This window comes from Terriglobus tenax (assembly GCF_025685395.1).
GTDB lineage: Bacteria > Acidobacteriota > Terriglobia > Terriglobales > Acidobacteriaceae > Terriglobus > Terriglobus tenax.
Map to the genome: position 1 here is coordinate 1245635 of NZ_JAGSYA010000003.1, position 17432 is coordinate 1263066.

Below are 17432 nucleotides of genomic sequence, written 5' to 3' on the forward strand. Positions count from 1 at the left end.
TTGAGATTGTTACGGCAGGAAAGCTCCCTCGCGGATCTCATCGGTTGCTCGTTTGACGACGAACTGTCCCTCCGCGATTTGGCCGCGAATGGACACCTGCTCACCGGCTGTCGCTCCTTTGCGAACATCGACCCAGTGCGCATGCCGGTTGACGGAGGTAATCACAAAAGTCCGCTCAGTGGTCGACACAACGCTCGTAGCCGGAACAAAGAGGGACGTATCGTTCGTCCCTACTGGCCAATCCACCGTGGGATACATTCCTGGAGCCAGCGCACCCTCAGCGTTGTAGACATCCAGTTCAACCATCATCGCGCGATTCTGCTGATCCAGCGCGTTCGGGATACGGGCAATCTTGCCGGTAAAGGTTTTTCCCGGATAGGCAGGCGCATGAAACGTCACAACTTTACCCTTCACCGTCGATCCCACATAGCTTTCAGGCACCGGCACGATGAGACGAAGATGGCTTGTCTGTTGCAGTTTGAGTAGAGGGGTATGTGCTCCGGCATTGACCATCATGCCCGGGTGGACAAGGCGGTCTGTAATCGTTCCATCAAAGGGAGCAACGACCCGGAGATAAGATTCCATTTCACCCATTGCCTGCATCTTCTCCTTCGCGGAGCGAACAGCAGCCTTACGGCTCATCACCAGGGAATTCGCGGCGTCTTTCTGCTTCTCTGCCTGGATGAGTTCGTTCCCGGCCACTGCGCCTGGAGTCTTTGCCGCCTCTTGCATTCGTGTGTAGGTGCTTGCCGCTGCGGCCGCCTGCGCTTCGGCCTGGGCCTGGTCTGCCTCAGCTTGATGAAGTGCGGACTCCGATGCGTTTGTCTGCGATCGCATCTCCGGTGCGGATAGCTGCACCAGAAGTTGACCGCGGCGGACCACGCTGCCACGGTCCACCACGACCTTTTCCACGTAGCCTGGAACGCGAGCTTCGATCTCGGTCTGCAGAAATGGCGCAAGCTCACCTGTTAGTGGAACGGTACGAGCCGCGGAACGGCTCTCCACCTTCACCATCTCGATCCGCGCGGCACTCTGGCCTTGTGCCGAAAGATATAGCGCAAAGGGCAGGGCAAAAAAAACAAGTTTAGGACTGGGCATAGTAGCGGCTCGCAGGATCTTCAGGATTGAGAGAGTTCGAGGTAGTTGCTGCCTTCCGTTGTAGAAGCGAATAAATCAGCGGAAGGATCAGAAGCGTCGTGAGAGTCGAGAAGATAAGGCCGCCGATCACCGCGCGGCCCAGAGGAGCGGACTGCGCCCCGCCTTCTCCGAAGCCAATCGCCAGCGGAACCATGCCGCATATCATCGCCGTTGCTGTCATCAGAACGGCACGGATGCGGCCTGTTGCTCCTGTTCGCATCGCAGCTTCAACATCCTGATGCTCATGGCGCGCCTGTTCAGCAAAGCTCACCAGCAGAATAGAGTTTGCCACAGAAATGCCCACTGCCATAATGGCGCCCATGAACGATTGAAGATTGAGCGTGGTGCCCGTCAAGAGCAGGATCAGGACAACCCCGCTCAGCACGCCGGGAATGGTCGACAGAATGGCCAGTGGAAGCCGCAATGATTGAAAGTTTGCGATAAGCAGAAGAAAGATAGCCGCAATCGCAAGCAGCAGGCCCGTCCGTAGGCCTGCAATGGTCTCTGTCAGCGCCGGAATCTGTCCGCGTAGAACCACGGTCGTGCCCTGCGGTGGAGCGGCAATCCGTTTCAGCGCAGCATTGAGTTTGCTCTGCGCTTCGCCGAGCGAAATCCCATGAAGGTTCGCCGTAACGCTCACAATGCGCTGTCCGCTGAGGCGTTGAATCATCTCGGGCATCGTGCCGTACTGCAGCTTGGCTACCTGGTCAAGCTGTGGCTGTGTCTGTCCGTCGCGCATCAAGGGAAGTGTCGACAAGGCGTCCACTCCCTGCACGCGGTTGGACGGAAGCTGAACTTGAATCTGGAAGGCATTGCCGTTCTTGGGGTCACGCCAGTAGTTCGGAGCAATGAACCTCGACGAGCCGGTTGCCGGCACAAGAGAGTTGCTCACGTCCGCCATCGTTAAGCCGAATTGGCCGGCGGAATCACGATTCACCGTCACATCGACAATTGGGTACGACTGCGCTTGAACAACCGAGATATCCCGCAGAAAGTCCAGCGTGTGCAGCTCTGCTTCGACCTTGGCAAGGTAGGCATAGTCCTTATCGAGGTCGACACCCTGTACATCAATCTGTACTGGAGTTGGCGATCCAAAGCTCATCACCTGGGAGACGATGTCGCCGGCTTCGAAGGACATCCTCAGGTTCGGCATCTCCTTGTGAAATGCCGAACGGAGTGACTCGCGGAGCTGTTCATCATCCGGGTGTCCAGGACGTAACTGAATCTGAACAAGGGCCTCTTCCGGGCCGCTCGTAAAAAGATGGATCAGATTCACAGGGTAGCTCGATGGTTGAACACCCACATAATCGGAGGTGACCTCTATGTTCTCCTTGCCGATGGTCTTGCGGATCAGATCAAGCGCCTGCATCACCATCGGTTCTGTCTTTTCAATGCGGGTTCCGACTGGAGCCTTGAGCCGTAACCGAAGCACGGGGCCATTCGAGTCGGGGAAGATCTCTGTTCCAATGCGTGGCGCAACCAAAAGCAGAATGATGGCTGTCAGCGCCAGGTAACCGCCGATCAGTGGCCACCGCCAGCGGCTCGCGGAACTCAGGTAGCGTCCATATCGCTCGCGTAGTGTACCGAATATCCCTTCCTTCTCTTCACCGCGATGCGACTCTTTCATAATCCATGTCGCAAACACCGGCACCAGGCTGCTCGAAAGAAAGTAGGAGGCAATCATGGCAAATCCAACCGCGAGCGAGAGAGGAGCAAAGAGCTGGCGTCCAATCCCATTCATGAAGAACGAGGGAACAAACACCGCCACCACGCACAACATTGAGAGCAAGCGGGCAGTTACCGTTCGGCGGCACGCTTCCAGCACAGCGCGAGCGCGAGAGATACCGGGCAGCAGTCGCGTATGAATGTTTTCAATCTCAACGGTCGCTTCATCCACCAGGATTCCTACCGCAAGGGCCAGCCCTCCCAGCGTCATGACATTGATTGTCTGACCGGTAAGCCACAACAGGATGACCGCGCTGGCGAGTGCGAACGGGATATTTGCTACGACGATGAGCGCGCCACGCCAATCCCGTAGGAAGAGCAGAACGACCAGGCCCGTCAGGAAAGCTCCCAGCAGAGCCTCGCGCACCAGGCCGTTGATTGCATTCGAAACATAGCTCGACTGGTCGAAGGCCAATTGCACATCGACACCGTCTGGCACGACATTTTTGAAACCCGGAAGAGCAGCCTTTACCGCTTGAATCACCGCAAGCGTGGAGGCATCCGAACGCTTGGTTACCGGGATATACACTGTTCTGCGACCATCTACGTGGGCATAGGCAGTAACAATGTCGGTGCCGTTCTCAATCGAGCCAATATCACGTAGATAGACATTCGCTCCCGAATGCGGATGAATCGGCGTCGCCATCAGGTCCGTCAGCTCCGGTCCAAGAGTGGCATTGGTACGGACAATTCGATTCAGCGCGCCGTCATACAAATTTCCGGAAGGAGCCACAACGGTGCCTGTACTCACAGCCGAAATTGCCTGCTCAGGCGATACCCCATACTGCTTGAGTTTGTCCGGGTCAAGCGTAACAACAATCGTTCGCTGATTACCGCCAAAGGGAGGAGGAGCAGAGACTCCAGGCAGCGTTGCAAAGAGCGGCCGGACCTGATTGAGTGCAATATTCTGCAACTCTCCCTGGGTATGCGTAGAACTTGTGAATAACAAAAGTCCCACCGCCACGCTTCCGGGATCGAAACGCGTAATGAACGGAGGAACCGTTCCCGGAGGCATGAACGCTCGCGCGCGGTTCACATAACCAACCGTTTCTCCCATCGCCTGCTCCATGTTCGTTCCTTCACGGAACGTGAGCTTCATCAAGGCGGCTCCCTGGATACTCTTGCTGTCCACGGATTGAATGCCGGTGATGTAGAGAAAGTGGTACTCGTAGTAATAGGTGAGAAAACCCTCCATCTGGGCTGGATTCATTCCTCCATAGGGTTGGGCCACGTAGATGACCGGGTTGCCAACCTGGGGGAAGATGTCCATACGCATCCGCCCAACCGCCATGAAGAAGCCCGCGATGATCGCGATGAGCGCGACGATCAGAGTCAGCGGTCGGGTTAGGGCTGCGAGTACAAGACGCATTGCAATCGATCTCCGGATTTCTTTATTGGCTGGCCGCTTGTAAAAAAGGTTCAAGATCTCCACGGACGGCCTGGAGATGCAGAAATGCCCGCCATACATTCAGTCTGGCAATCGCATCATCAATCTCTGCTTGAACAAGCAAACGTTGCGCCTGCGCCACATCGTCAATCGACGTGAGTCCGGCTTTGTACCTGGCATTTGCCTGGGCAATCGTTGTTTGTGCGGCGTTCAATGTGATCGGTGTATTCTCTGCAACGGTATAGCTTGCGCGAAGCACGGCCTGGGCCTGGGAAAACTGCTCCTGCAGTGATCGGCTTGCAAGTTCTTCGTTGGCCCGGGCCGCCTTCAAAAGGGAGCCTTGCGTGGCTTCACGGGCATGGATACTGGCAAAGTCCATAAACGGAAATGTGACATTGACGCCGGCAGCATAGTTCGCAACATTGGGGGCAAGGCCATTCGCTCCAGTCAGTCGCTGACCGTTCGTCTCCGCGCCAGATCCTCGAGCATAGCCGGCGGCTTCCAGGTTAAACTGCGGAACCCAGCTTCTCTCGACAGCACGCAACTGGGCTGCTGATTGGGCAACGGAGGCCTTCCGTTCTGCCAGTAACGGATTGGCAGACGGCTGAAATGGAACGCCATCGTCCGGAATCGCCGGAAGGCGCGTAAGGACTCCAGCAGAAATAAGGGAACTGGGATGAACGTCGGGTTTGATCAGAAACTTGATCAGTGTGGCACGGCTCATCTCGACAGCTTCATCCGCAAAGGCAAGTTGAACCTTGGCCAACGATTTTTCAGCTTCCACGCGCGACTCATCCGCTCCCGGTCTTAGCTGTGCGGTGGCAAGTGCATGAATGTTTTGCCGGATCGTCTCCCAGTTGTCCACGGCAGCTTGTGCCGCTATCCGTGTCTGACTCGCGACAATGTATGTCAGATAGGCATCGGCTGCGGCAGTCGATACCTCGAGTTGAGTTCTCTGTGCCGTTGCTGTGGCCTTGTCCTTTGCTGCAATCGCCGACACCACGTTGGCGTGACGCAATCCGAAATCGAAAGGCTGCCAGTTCACCAGGAATCCCGCGGCGCTGCCCCACACAGAACCGCCATTGTTGCTGCCAATCACGGGTCCCGAGATAGAAGGCAGTGTCGCCTGGGGCAGCATGGCTCCAAAAACATTGTTTCGCGTGCCACGATTGAACTGGACGATCCCATCAATACGCGGCAGGTATGCCGAACGCATGAGTCGTATATTTGCCACTGACGCATTCAACTCAGCTTCGGTGACATGGATCAGTGGATAGTCCCGTTCCGCGTCACGTACAACCGTGACGATGGACAGGGGCGCGTCTGGTCCGCCCGAGCTCACTGCGACCTGGGCAAAGATGGATGATGCCGCAAGAGCCGCTCCGCAGCCACAGATCATCCGGGTTATCCAGCGGCAGGCGAAGACTTTTGCGAAACTTGTCCTATTCGTCTTCAATCAGTTCTCCAAAGAGTTCACGTACGCGTTTTTTCGCTGTCTTCAGAGCTCGCCGTCCAGTTGGGGTAATGCTGTAGACCCTGCGGCTGCTTTTCCCGGACCGCTCTTCACTCGACTTGAGGTAGCCTCGCTTCTCCAGGCCATGCAGAATCGGATAGAGCGTTCCGGGGCTGATCTTGTACCCGTGATGGGCAAGCTCCTCCGCCATGCCGGCGCCAAAAATCAGCTCTTTCTCCGCATGGTGCAGAATGTGAAGACGAATCATACCAGAATAGAGATCGCGGTCGTCTGTCATGGAAACGCATTTCGATATCGAACAACGATACCAAAATGCACAAACCCCCAAATAAACGTTCTATGAATCCAGATCTGCGCCGACTCCTCAGTACTCCTTCGCGATGCGTGTGTCACGTGCCGTACAAACAACAAGGCGGAGCCGAAGCTCCGCCTTGATCAAACCAACACTTTGTCTTAGAAATCGAGGCGAAGTGCAAGTTGCCCGGTTCTGTTTCCGGAATTCTCCGCTGTCTGCGTCGATGTGATCTGCCCGAACGAGTCCGGAGCAGAAACATTCACCGCAGGCGGCGCGAAGTTAGGATGGTTCGGCAGGTTGGTGAAGGTCGCTTCGAAGCGAAGCCGCAAAGACTCCTTCAGGTTGAACGTCTTCGCCAGCCCACCGGCAACGGCGGTTGTTCCGGGCCCAACAAGACTGCCAACCGCGCAGTTGCCAATGCGGCCGGCGCCGGGCACCGGGTTGAAGGCATCAATATTGAAGTAGTTCGCAAGCGAGCGGCTTGCCGGGACTGGATTCCCAATGCAATCCGGTCGAAGCGCCGCCCCACGAAACACAAGGTTCAGGTTCGCCGTGTCATAGCTGGGACTGGTCGTTGGCGTAAGGTACGGACCTGTCTGCCAAAGCGAAACCGTACTCACCTCCCAGCCGCCCAGCAAGGCCTCCCCAACGGAATTCATTCCACCCAGGTAGGCCCGATGACGGCCAACGGGCAGTTGATAGATCGCGGATGCAAGAAAGCGTTGACGCCGCGTTCCAACAACGTTGCCACGATTCGCGCGCAGGTTGAAGCGGTCCGCGACAGGAGTTCCGTAGTTGACCTCCGGTGCGAAGACAGAAGGTGCATCGCCGGCGGCATTGCTCAGGTTTTTCGCCCAGGTGTGATTCACCTGGAAGAGAAGCCCATGGCTCATCCGCTGGTTGAACTCCGTTTGAAATGCCTGGTAGTTTGCCCCGCCCGCGTTCTCGCTCGATAGAATGCGTGCCCAGTTAGGATAAGGACGCTTACTGTAGTCGTTGGCCGTGGTACTGGCATGCTGCTGGTTCAGATCAACCGTCTGTCCCATGCGATACGAGTTCATGCCGACGTAGCTGATACGAAGACTCATCGCATCCGTAAGCTGACGCTCCACCGTAAAGTTCCACTGTGCGGCCTGCGGATCGCGGAAGTGCAGATTCACGTTCTGATAGAAATCACCGGTACCCGCGCTTTCAGCGGCTGTCTGCGATGCCTTTACATACGGAAACTGAAACGCCGGCTGTCCATTGGCCTGCAGGTTCGACGTAGTCTGCACCACGCCTACGTTGATGTTTGTCGTATTGAAGGAGAGTTGTCCAAGGCTGGTCATCGTGAAGATGCCGAAGCCCGCACGAAGAACAGTCTTGTTGTCGCCAAAGGGGCGATACGCAATGCCTAACCGCGGCTGAAAGTTCTTTTTGTAGAACGCACGAAGGCCATCACCAACACCGACACTGCTTGCCTTCTCGATCGGGGCGCAGGGAAGCGACGGATTCACACCAGGGCAGGCATTGATCGTATTGAGCATCGCTTGTCTGGCATTTCCATGGTTCGGCAGGATAAAGCCTCCATTCGAAGGATCGAAGGCTCCAAGATTGTTGTTCTCACTGACAAACGGTGGCAGTGCCTGCCAGCGCAAGCCTGCGCTCAATGTAATGTATCGCGTCACATGCCATTCATCCTGAGCATAGAGTCCAGTCTGATAGGCATGCAGCTTCGTGTCAGGGCCGGACTGTGCCACATAGCTCTTCGAAGGAAGTCCAAGCAACAGGTCAGCGAAGGCATTGCCGCTGAAGGTCGCAGCATTGAAGGTAAATGCTCCGAAATCGTTCGAGCCGCCAAAGCTTTCAAGATCCGTGTAACGAACCCGGCGTACATCTACGCCAAACTTGATGGTATGGCTGCCCTTCACCCACGAGAGATTGTCTGTGAACTGCAGCGTTTGCGAACGGAGAGTCCCCGTCTTGTCCCGGCCGATTGTCGTGAAGTTTGTTCCGTCGCTAAAATCGAAAGTCGGAAAGGCATTGACTCCCGGAACATCGCTCAGGTCCAGCCCTTGCAGGCCAAGCGTTTGAACCGCGCTTGCTCCGCTGATGGGGAAGTCAACGACCGACGTGTAAAAGGTAAGGCCAAAGCGCGCCTCATTCAGCAGCGTCGGACGAACAGCATAGTTATGCGAAAGAATGAGGTTACGATTTGACTCGCGCCGGACCTCGTTCGGCAGCAGGTTATTCGTAATGCTTGAGTCCACATTCTTCCAACTCCAGCGGCCATAAAGCTGCTGCTTGTCCGTCAAGGTGCGGTCAATGCGGACATCGTATCCATTGATGTTCGCCGGAGTGGGTGCCTGCACACGGTAGTTGCCGGTCAAATCTGGACCGCCACCGGAATTTGGAGCAGGAACGTAATTGTTGAAGAGCGACCTGGAAACTGCGCTGATGCGGTTCGCAGGAATTTGATTGTTCGCAAACGGCATCCCGGTCGAAGGATCAACAACTGACGGCCCCGGCAGGTTATTGAGGTTGCCGCTGCGCATATCGAGCGTGGGGACGCTGAGCACCAGGGGTGTCGTAAACCGGCGGCGATTCGCCTCGTAGTCTGCAAAGAAGAAGGTCTTGTCTGCTCCGGACTTTATATGGGGCAGACGCAGCGGCCCACTGAAGCTGCCGCCAAAGGTGTTGTAAGCTTTGTGAGCCTTGCTATCGAATCCCCACGTCTTCGCATCGAAGGCGCTGTTCTGCAGATATTCGAACGCGCTCCCATGGAAACGATTATTGCCGCTCTTGGTGATGATCGTGACATCGGCCATCTGCGAGAACTCGGCATTGTTGTTGAACTGCGTCACCTTCATCTCGCCAATCAGCTCGGAAGAAGGATTCATATTCGCCAGCGCTCCGTTCTGGCGGATGTTTACCGTGGATGTGCCGTCCACCGAATACTGAATCTGCGCCGAAGTGCCGCCGCCAATGGATACATTTCCGCTGCTGTCCTGCTGCACGCCGGGAACTGCAACCAGTGCAGCCAGCGGGCTGTCGTTTCCGCCACGGTAGTTCATCGGCAACTGCACCACCTGGTTGAACAGCTTGGTATCGCCGATCGTTCCATTCTCCGTGTTAACGGTGGCCGCATCCGCTTCAACGGAAACACTCTGCTGTGCATCGCCAAGCTGCACTTTCACATCCACGCGCAGCTGCTGGCGAGCATCAAGTGCAATGTTCGTGATGGTTGTATCCGCAAAGTTCGCAGCAGTTCCTGTGACCGCGTAGGTGCCAGGATTCAGGTTCAGTACCTGGTAGTCGCCGTTCGAATCGGCAACGGTGTCACGTTGCGAATTGTCATTCAGGTTTTTTACGTGCACCGTCGCACCTGGAATAACCGCACCCGAGGGGTCCTGCACTGAACCGATAATGCTGCCAAATGTGGATTGCGCCGGTGCATGTCCAGCGAACAGCGCAATCGCCATCATCAAAATGGCGATTCTGCGCACCCGCAATACACTGCAACCTCCAAAGAATTTCATGGTCTATCTCCTGACTCGTCAGCCAATGGCCCGGTCAAAACGATTGCAACCCACAACGCATCAGGGAGGCATAAATGCGAAGCCGGCATTTTTCCTTTACGCCTTTCTTATGCGCCTCTCATTAGCCTCAAAGGTAGGGATGACGTGAAGCGGATTCGCTCAAGGTCGGTGCTCATTGGCGCAGCTGCATGTGCGTCGGTTTCCGTGTTCGGCTACCTCTTCAACTCCCGGGTCGAGCTGGCTTTTGCCAGTGTTCTCTACCTTTTGCTGACCATCTTTGTTGCCTGGCAGGCCCGCCTTCGCGCTGCCATTGTGACCGCGGTATGGGCTACGGTATGTCTCGACTTCTTCTTTACAGAGCCCAAGCTGGCGCTCCGGATGATCTCGCTTGCGGACTTCTGGTCCGTCGTCGCGTTTGCCTCGGTGGCGTTGCTTGTCAGCCATCTTTCCAGCCGGATCCGGCAACAGGCAGAAAATCTGAAAACCCAGGAAAAACGCCAGCGGGCCTTGTATGAGCTTTCCTCGGCAGCACTGTCTCTTTATTGGGGTGATGGATTTGGAGAGCAGCTCGCCTCTCTGGTCCGAAAGACTCTGCACGCAGAGTTTGTCCATCTCTGGACCGTTCGCGATGAACGAAACTACATTGCCGGTTGGTCCCATGTTGAGCCAGGCTCGATCCGCGCGGCCTTCATGGCTGGCCGCGACTTTGATCTTTCGCGAAATGATATTTACGTTCGCTTGTTGAAGTCCGGCGTACGCGATATCGGTTTGCTTTGGATCAAAGCCGCAGACACGGACCCCTTCATGGCGGATTCTGTGGTGCCCATCATCTCGTCGGCACTGGAACGTGCACGGGCCTTGAACAACGAGGTCACGGCGCAGTCGGAGCAGCTCTCAGAGCAGCTCCGCACCTCCGTGCTTGATGGACTCGCCCATGCGTTCAAAACCCCGCTGACAACCATCGCTTTATCAAGTGCTGGTCTGGCAGAGTTACCGGATATGGCGCGGGAGCAACGATCCGGCCTCGCGAACATCATCCGCAAAGAGGCAGATCGTCTGAATGAAATCACGCAACAGGTTCTGAAAACCGCTCGGCTGGAATGGAACCAGGTTCTTAGCAGGCGGGAAATCTCCTTGAGCACCTTGCTGGAAGAGGTTATTCATTCGCTTGGAAGCGAAGCGCAGATGCGGATTCACGTGACAAGTCGCAATCCCGCGCTTGTGGAAGCAGACCCGTCGGTGCTGAAGATCGCGTTTGAACAGATACTCGAAAACGCACTGAAGTATGGACAGGCCGGGACAGAGATACCGATCGAAATCCGGAGTGTGAAGACCTTGGTATCCGTGTCGATTCACAATACCGGCTCGTACATTCAACCCGAAGAACAGGAACTCATCTTCACGCGCTTCTACAGGAGTCCGAGCATGGCGTATCGCGCGGCTGGAACTGGACTCGGATTATCGGTGGCGCGTCACGCCGTAGAGGCGCACAGCGGGAAGATTCTTGTGCAGAGCGATATCGAAGCAGGAACGACCTTCCGCATTGATTTGCCCGCGATAGGAGAAGAAAAATGACACGAACAGTGATGATCGTCGAAGACGACGCCGCATTACGGGAAAGCCTGTCAAGCACCTTGTCCGCAATGGGGCTTGCAACTATAAAAATCGCGAGCGGGGACGAATGTCTTGCGTATCTTCATGATCAGCACGAGGATGTCGACGTCGTGCTGCTGGATCTGAATATGCCCGGGCTGGGTGGAATCGCGACCTGCCGCCAGCTTCGCGAAGCCTTTCCACATATCGGCATCATCGTCTTAACTGTTCGTGATGCCGAGGCAGATAAGATTTCGGCGCTTGATGCTGGCGCTGATGATTACGTCACCAAGCCATTTCAGCTTGGCGAGCTCTTCGCACGCATCCGCGCGGCATTTCGTCGCCGAAGGATCATGCTTGCGGAGCACGAAACTCCAATCGAAAGCGGTGAAATCTTTCTCGACCCGGAACTTTATCGTGTGACAAGGCGCGGCTCTCCGCTACACCTTACGCCAACAGAGTTCAAGCTATTGCATCTTTTGATGCAGCACATGGGACGCCCTCTCTCCCACCAGTTTCTGCTCACGTCTGTATGGGGTCCAAACTACGGAAACGAACGCGAGTACCTTCGCACTTATATCAACCAGCTGCGCCGCAAAATCGAAGAGGAACCGGCGCGTCCAAAGCTTCTGCTTACAGAGAACTACATCGGGTACCGCTTTAACGACACGACCCTGTGATCCTTTATGCCTTCTTCATCTCTTTGGTAAGACGCTGACTGAAGGAGATATCGTATGTTTCGTTCCGCTTGCGCCACGGTCGCACTTGTATGCACTTTGCTCTCGTCTGCCACGCTTCGATCCGAGGTCCCGGAGCAGTATTCACGCAAAGAGCTCAAGTCTCTGATTCAATCAGCCCGCTCTCCGGAGCAGTATGCAGAGCTCTCAAGGTACTTCCATAATCAGGCGCATCATTTCAAAAATCTTGCCGCCGTACAGGAAGCCGCCATGGAGAGGGAATTGAATCATACCTCCGGAGCGAAGTACCCCTCCGGATATGAAAGCGCACTTCACCTGCGTGATTATTACAACCAGCGTGCGGCAAAGTTTGAGACGATGGCGAACAGCTACGATCGTCTGCTTAAATCCTTCTAAATCCTTACATTGCCAACTTCGGAAGCCATAAGATCCGCGAAGTATTTGCCAGTAACGGATTGATTGCGACAATCGCCGGCACCAGGGGGGCAGTTTTGCTGCCCTCGCGCTGCTGGCTGCTCCGGCAGGCATCGCGCTTTGGGTCAGCTATATGCCCAGGCACGAAGAAGGCCCCTGTCTTCAGGGGCCTTCTTCGTGAGCAGAAATCCGGATGAGGGTTTACTTGGCTACCTGGAAACGGTGCTGAATCGTCTGTTCATCTGGCTGCATCCAGTGGTGAGCATCGGCCTTTAGCTTGAGCGGCACACGGAGCAGTGCAACGGCGTATTCAATTTTTGTCTCCGGTGCATTGCGGTAAGGGTTGTACGGATAAACCGGCCACTGCAGCGTCGCTTCCGCATCCGGCTTCAGCACCCAGCCATTGTGCTCGATCGATCCGCCAATCTCCTGCGCGCTCAGATCGATCTTTCCTTCGGAGACCTTGAAGGTTTTTCCAGTACCGGTTCTTAGTACCTGGCCTGGCTTAAGAACGAGTTGCAGCGCGAAGTAGCCCTCCTGCGGAGGTTTTCCGCGTCCGCTCAATTGTGCACGAACGACGGTCTCATCCTGGCTCGCATTGACGGAAGCCGACAGCTCTGCGGAGAAGGTGTTGAAAGCAATGGCCAGGGCTGATCCATCTTGAAACTGGGCCAGACGCGTTCCTTTAGGTTCAATCACCCACTCGTTCTCCAGCTTTTCTGAGAAGGTGGACAACTGCGGCTGGTGCTTGGAGTTGGCTCCGCTGAGAATCAGACCGGTCTTTTCGTGGAAGAGAGAAAGGTTGGACTGGCGATCCAAAAACCACTGGCTGCGCGGCAAAGGCGTGTCCATGATGCCGCTCATGCCAATCACCCAGGGGCCATCTTTCACCACGCCAGACTCGTTCTTCAGTTGGTGACGATAGGAAGCCTGGAGTGGTGGCGGAGCCGTTGACGGGCCATTGTGGTAGTAGAGCGCATTCATTCCCAGCAGTCCCAGGCAGTCCACATCAATCTCTTCATCCTGAACATTGCGCATAAGCAGCTCGGCGTAGCCACGGCCATCGGGGAAGCTCGAGAAGGCGAACTGACCCCAATAGCTGACATGCCAATAGCGGTTACGGTCATTGAAGAGCTCAATCAGGTTGCCGTCCGGATATGTAAGGTTGGCATGGAAGTCCGTGGCGCGGCGCAGAGCCTTCAATGCATCAGGATCTTTGGTGTGTTCCCAGTAAACGCCAACAGCCATTGCCGTCAGATAGTTGTATCCGCCGGTCGGGCCATTGGGATTATGTTCACCCCAGTAGCCGTCTGCATTCTGTTCGGTGCTGGCAAAGCGCTTCAGGATACCGCCCCCAAGCGCAACCCACTCACGCTTCTGCAGGTAAAGACCGGCAATCATAACGGTCGCAGCCCACCAGGCCAGGTGATTGGGAGAAGAGGCGATGAAGTTTTCCGTGTAGGCCGGCATATCCTTCGAGGCGATCATCTCTGGCAGCAGAAATGAGACGTTGCGCTCCATGGCCGCGCTCCAGCTCTTACGCCGCTCCTCGCCCAGTTCATCCTTCAGCAGGGCATAGGCCTCAAGCCACATGTACACATCGCGGTAACTGTCCAGCCGTGGAGCAAAGGTTCCGTCCTTGTCTTCCCGTGCCATCAGATCGCCAAGATCAAACGCGAGCTTGAGCATCTCCGGCTTTTTGTAGAACGGATTGGCCGGGTTCTGGCGGCTGTACAGCAGGGCTGAGGGAAGAACCATGTATGGCAAGTGATACCAGCCATGCTCGGCCTCCAGGTCGTGCAGCGAGGCGCCGTGCCCATCTTTCAGCTTCTTGATGACGACCGGGCACCATTTGGCCAATCTTCTGAAGTACTTATCGGGCAGTGCACCGGTCGAAGTAAGGCTCTTCTGCTCTGCCTCCATCCATTCCGGCTTCAGCAACCATGCAGCAGAAACTGCAAGCCCCTGTTTGAAGAAAGTCCTGCGATCCGGCATTTTCCTTGTGGCTCCTGACTAAAAGTTGTTCGCTATGCTATGGATCTCTCCTTTGGAATGTCCACGATGGCGGCAGGAAGATCCCATTAGGAGGTACATTTCCGTGGTGGCTGCGTTTACTCCTCAGGATAGCCGCGGTAGATGCGGAAATTTCCGTCCGCCACGGATTGCATCCGGTATTTGGGATGATGCGGGATTCCGGCTTGTCTGGTTTTATCGTCAGGGCGCAACCCTGTGGCAACACTAAAAAATATGGGGAGCCACCCGCGCATGAAGGGAGTTTTCGCTCTGCCGCATCCGCGTGGAGATTCGCAAGGATGTCGTCAAACTGGTGGGCCGAGGAGTCACGGTGATCGATGGCAAATTACGCCTCGAAAGCTCGAGATGAGACGGAGGGCGATGGCTCTATCCGAATGATTCAGCTAATGAGCTTTCCTGGTGGTCACAAGTTTCGAACGGACTCTTCTATAACCGATCGTGACTCCCGTCCATGACAACGCAATGCCTCCACCCATGAAGAGGAGGATGATCGCGTCCCAAAGAGGGCGAGAGCGGTAAAGTATGGGAAGGTCCAGGGAGTGCAGACCGTGGTACAGCCAGCGGTTCCAGCGTGCGACGGCTGTGTAGGTCTGCACAAGCCTGCCTGTCCTCAGATCGATGTAAAAGGCGGCGGCAGAGGGTGAATCTGTCTGCAGGTATAGTGCCGGCAGAGGCTTCTCTCCATGCCGGTCAACGTAGTAAGTCTCGTATCGGCGGACAACGCGGCTATCGATAACGCGATATGGAGAGATGGCCCTTGCGACTGCATCGGTTAGGACAGCGTCCTGAACAGTGGTTGCCTTGGTTCCGGAACTGAATACCAGCGCTGAAGTGGCAGGGCTATCTGTGGCCAGGTACACCGGCCTGTCCAGGTAGCGGAGTAACTCGATCTCGCGAAAGCCACCCTGGTGGCTGAGGAGTGTAAGCGCCTGCGGCAGTTCTGCCTCCTGCCATTCTTTTCCATGCCATGTACCCCCGGTCAGCATGTGCTTGACTGGAGCTTCAATGGGATCAGGCGTGCTCTTCAGAACGCTCATCGAGAACATGCCGCTCAGAATCCATGTAAATGTCGACAGGCCAAAGATCAGGCCTAGCATCAGGTGCCATCGCTTTTGTCCGCTGTAGGGAATGTAAGAAGGACCACTGGCAAAACGGTATTTCTTCGAGGGAGAGTAAAGCCATAAACCGGCGATGATGCCAAGCAGCGTCATCACTGCTCCGCTGGCCGAGAGCCAGATCACAACAGCATTCCATTTTGCCGCGTCCTTACGCAGTTGCGTGAAATAGATCCAGTGCGGAATCGCTCCGAAGTATGAGATGAGCCGCGACGTTCGCGTGGTGACCTGCACGATTTCACCCGTTACGTTCGAGATATAGACCTGCTCGCCAGTGGGCCAGGTAACCTTCCACAATGGCCGGTAGGGGCGGTACTTCTGCGGCACCGTCCACTGATCTTCTTCGTTGAGTCGATCAATGGATCGTACCTTGGCAGCTTCCAGCCCCGCCCACGTTGCGGCAATGGTTTTAGCGGACTCACCATCCAGTCCGCCGAACAAACTGCCAGTATCTGCAAAGACCGTCGTCAGTCTGCCGGACGCTCGCACCCGGTAGACGGGCCTGCCCTCCAGCGAGGACAGGACGACCTGCTCTGGCTTGGCAATCCCAGCCAAAGAGAGTGCCGTGTCTGGCTGCACACGTATCAGTGCCGGTTTCAACACAGGCAGGTGTGTGAGCCGCTGCGCTGCTGTCAGCACCGGGTAGCTGCTATACATCATCACAATGCCCGATGCGAACCACATCAGGAACAGAAGACAGAAGACGACTCCCATCCAGCGGTGCAGCAGCATGGTGTACTTGCGCAGCTTCAGCAACGAACGGCGCATTATTGGAACCTCCAGCGCATGCTGGCAAAGACACTCACTACGACCTGACCTTCAATGGTGTTGCGTGGCGACTGGGCAGATAGGGTGGCTTGCAGAGAAGCAAACATCAAAATGGCTGTGAACACCAAAATTTTCGCAGACATGGAAGCCCTTCCTCGTGTAGGACAGGCGCGCCGTCAGCAGCTTAAGTAATCCATGCAATCGCCGCGAAGAGGAGAAAGCCGGAAGCTTTACAGACAGATGGAGCTGTCCTTTTTTGAAATATCAAAGGATGTTTTTAGGAGAAAGATGCGGAAGACATACCTGCACCGGCGACTTACTTTGAGTCAGGTCCGGTACAACATCCTGCGGGCACAGGGCGGCGACAACAATATGTCATCGACATAAGAGGCATGGGAGAAGTATAGAGGACATTCGCAATGATTCCCAAGCAGACCCTGCGGACAGTGCGGTACGCACAAACACCCACCGGGCCGGAAAAAGACCGAAGCAAGTCATGCTTTCTCTGGTCTGGCTTCTCGGTTTACTTGGCTTTAGATGGTGGACGCGGAAGGAATCGAACCTTCAACCTGTCGATTAAGAGTCGAATGCTCTGCCAATTGAGCTACGCGTCCGATGGGTTGTCGTTCTCACTCGCCGATGTCCCGGCCAGCGCTGAACACTTTATTGAATATAGCACAGATCCCGCGCAATGCGAACAACTCCTGTTGAGAACGTGGTTTTATCCGCGCCCAGCGTGGCAATTCTTCATCATTCCATTGCAACGAAATGAGGCTCACATCCTCATAGGGAAGTGAGCCTCTGTACAACGAATGATTCTTCGCTATGCCTAGACCGTGGTCTTGGCACAGTAGGTGTCAAACGCGCGCTGCAGTTCCTGCGCAATCACCGGAGCGGTCGAGGTCTCGATCGCCGAGCGCTGCATCAGGTATACCAACTGGCCGTCGCGCAGAATCGCAATCGCCGGCGATGTCGGCGGATGTCCGCCAAAGTAGCCGCGAGCCTTCTCCGTCGCTTCGCGATCCTGGCCGGCAAATACAGTAATCGACTGGTCCGGCAGCGTCGGGTTCGACAATGCCATACGGACGCCCGGGCGCATCTTGCCCGCGGCGCAGCCGCAGATCGAGTTCACAACCACCAGGGTGGTGCCAGGCTTGGCCAGGGCTGCGTCAACTTCAGCCGCCGAACGGGCTTCGGAAATGCCTGCGCGGGTCAGCTCCTCGCGCATGGGGATGACCATAATCTCTGGGTACATTGTTGGGTGTTCCTCCAAA

At 55.8% G+C, this 17432-nt stretch carries 12 protein-coding genes and 1 tRNA gene; 3 read left to right on the plus strand and 10 right to left on the minus strand.

Annotation, left to right across the window (positions count from 1 at the left end; translation table 11 throughout):
• Positions 1-9: 9 nt before the first annotated feature.
• The 5 genes from OHL13_RS05130 to OHL13_RS05150 form a co-directional block, all read right to left on the minus strand.
• Positions 10-1098 carry an efflux RND transporter periplasmic adaptor subunit gene (locus OHL13_RS05130; RefSeq protein WP_263409028.1) on the minus strand — a complete coding sequence of 363 codons (1089 nt, stop codon included), beginning with the start codon at positions 1096-1098 and terminating at the stop codon, positions 10-12.
• On the minus strand, positions 1085-4231 hold the full coding sequence (locus OHL13_RS05135) for an efflux RND transporter permease subunit (protein WP_263409029.1): 3147 nt from the start codon (positions 4229-4231) through the stop codon (positions 1085-1087). The genes OHL13_RS05130 and OHL13_RS05135 overlap by 14 nt, the downstream gene beginning before the upstream one ends.
• Before the next feature lie 22 nt (positions 4232-4253).
• Positions 4254-5705 carry a TolC family protein gene (locus tag OHL13_RS05140; protein ID WP_263409030.1) on the minus strand — a complete coding sequence of 484 codons (1452 nt, stop codon included), beginning with the start codon at positions 5703-5705 and terminating at the stop codon, positions 4254-4256.
• Positions 5692-6000: a PadR family transcriptional regulator gene (locus OHL13_RS05145; RefSeq protein WP_263409031.1), complete on the minus strand. Its 309-nt coding sequence runs from the start codon at positions 5998-6000 to the stop codon at positions 5692-5694. Before OHL13_RS05145 ends, OHL13_RS05140 begins: the two co-directional genes overlap by 14 nt.
• Before the next feature lie 176 nt (positions 6001-6176).
• Complete coding sequence (locus OHL13_RS05150; protein ID WP_263409032.1) at positions 6177-9482, minus strand: TonB-dependent receptor; 3306 nt, start codon at positions 9480-9482, stop codon at positions 6177-6179.
• Here OHL13_RS05150 and OHL13_RS05155 point away from each other — a divergent pair.
• From OHL13_RS05155 to OHL13_RS05165, 3 genes are read left to right on the plus strand one after another with little or no spacing between them, the layout of a single operon-like run.
• Positions 9453-11111 carry an ATP-binding protein gene (locus tag OHL13_RS05155; protein ID WP_263409033.1) on the plus strand — a complete coding sequence of 553 codons (1659 nt, stop codon included), beginning with the start codon at positions 9453-9455 and terminating at the stop codon, positions 11109-11111. The two genes, OHL13_RS05150 and OHL13_RS05155, sit on opposite strands and share 30 nt — an antisense overlap.
• A complete protein-coding gene (locus tag OHL13_RS05160) occupies positions 11108-11809 on the plus strand; it encodes a response regulator transcription factor (RefSeq protein ID WP_263409034.1) in 702 nt (233 codons plus the stop codon). The genes OHL13_RS05155 and OHL13_RS05160 overlap by 4 nt, the downstream gene beginning before the upstream one ends.
• 54 nt (positions 11810-11863) lie before the next feature.
• Positions 11864-12223: a hypothetical protein gene (locus tag OHL13_RS05165; protein ID WP_263409035.1), complete on the plus strand. Its 360-nt coding sequence runs from the start codon at positions 11864-11866 to the stop codon at positions 12221-12223.
• A 219-nt stretch (positions 12224-12442) separates the two neighbouring features.
• Here OHL13_RS05165 and OHL13_RS05170 read toward each other — a convergent pair whose 3' ends face one another.
• The 5 genes from OHL13_RS05170 to OHL13_RS05190 form a co-directional block, all read right to left on the minus strand.
• Positions 12443-14236 (minus strand): hypothetical protein, encoded by a 1794-nt coding sequence (locus OHL13_RS05170; RefSeq protein WP_263409036.1) that lies wholly within the window; start codon positions 14234-14236, stop codon positions 12443-12445.
• Positions 14237-14658: 422 nt separating this feature from the next.
• The gene (locus OHL13_RS05175) at positions 14659-16158 is read right to left on the minus strand and encodes a PepSY domain-containing protein (RefSeq protein WP_263409037.1); all 1500 of its coding nucleotides are present in this window, start codon (positions 16156-16158) and stop codon (positions 14659-14661) included.
• A complete protein-coding gene (locus OHL13_RS05180; RefSeq protein WP_263409038.1) occupies positions 16158-16301 on the minus strand; it encodes a hypothetical protein in 144 nt (47 codons plus the stop codon). Before OHL13_RS05180 ends, OHL13_RS05175 begins: the two co-directional genes overlap by 1 nt.
• A 395-nt stretch (positions 16302-16696) precedes the next feature.
• Positions 16697-16772 (minus strand) — tRNA-Lys (locus OHL13_RS05185).
• 215 nt (positions 16773-16987) lie between these two features.
• Positions 16988-17413 (minus strand): BrxA/BrxB family bacilliredoxin, encoded by a 426-nt coding sequence (locus tag OHL13_RS05190; RefSeq protein WP_263409039.1) that lies wholly within the window; start codon positions 17411-17413, stop codon positions 16988-16990.
• Between the last annotated feature and the right edge of the window lie 19 nt (positions 17414-17432).

Bases quoted from the DNA above. Each gene is read 5' to 3' on its own strand.
- OHL13_RS05130 (WP_263409028.1), bottom strand. From the start codon at position 1,098: ATGCCCAGTCCTAAACTTGTTTTTTTTGCCCTGCCCTTTGCGCTATAT.
- OHL13_RS05135 (WP_263409029.1), bottom strand. From the start codon at position 4,231: ATGCGTCTTGTACTCGCAGCCCTAACCCGACCGCTGACTCTGATCGTC.
- OHL13_RS05145 (WP_263409031.1), bottom strand. From the start codon at position 6,000: ATGACAGACGACCGCGATCTCTATTCTGGTATGATTCGTCTTCACATT.
- OHL13_RS05155 (WP_263409033.1), top strand. From the start codon at position 9,453: ATGTCCAGCGAACAGCGCAATCGCCATCATCAAAATGGCGATTCTGCG.
- OHL13_RS05150 (WP_263409032.1), bottom strand. From the start codon at position 9,482: ATGATGGCGATTGCGCTGTTCGCTGGACATGCACCGGCGCAATCCACA.
- OHL13_RS05160 (WP_263409034.1), top strand. From the start codon at position 11,108: ATGACACGAACAGTGATGATCGTCGAAGACGACGCCGCATTACGGGAA.
- OHL13_RS05165 (WP_263409035.1), top strand. From the start codon at position 11,864: ATGTTTCGTTCCGCTTGCGCCACGGTCGCACTTGTATGCACTTTGCTC.
- OHL13_RS05170 (WP_263409036.1), bottom strand. From the start codon at position 14,236: ATGCCGGATCGCAGGACTTTCTTCAAACAGGGGCTTGCAGTTTCTGCT.
- OHL13_RS05175 (WP_263409037.1), bottom strand. From the start codon at position 16,158: ATGCGCCGTTCGTTGCTGAAGCTGCGCAAGTACACCATGCTGCTGCAC.
- OHL13_RS05180 (WP_263409038.1), bottom strand. From the start codon at position 16,301: ATGTCTGCGAAAATTTTGGTGTTCACAGCCATTTTGATGTTTGCTTCT.
- OHL13_RS05190 (WP_263409039.1), bottom strand. From the start codon at position 17,413: ATGTACCCAGAGATTATGGTCATCCCCATGCGCGAGGAGCTGACCCGC.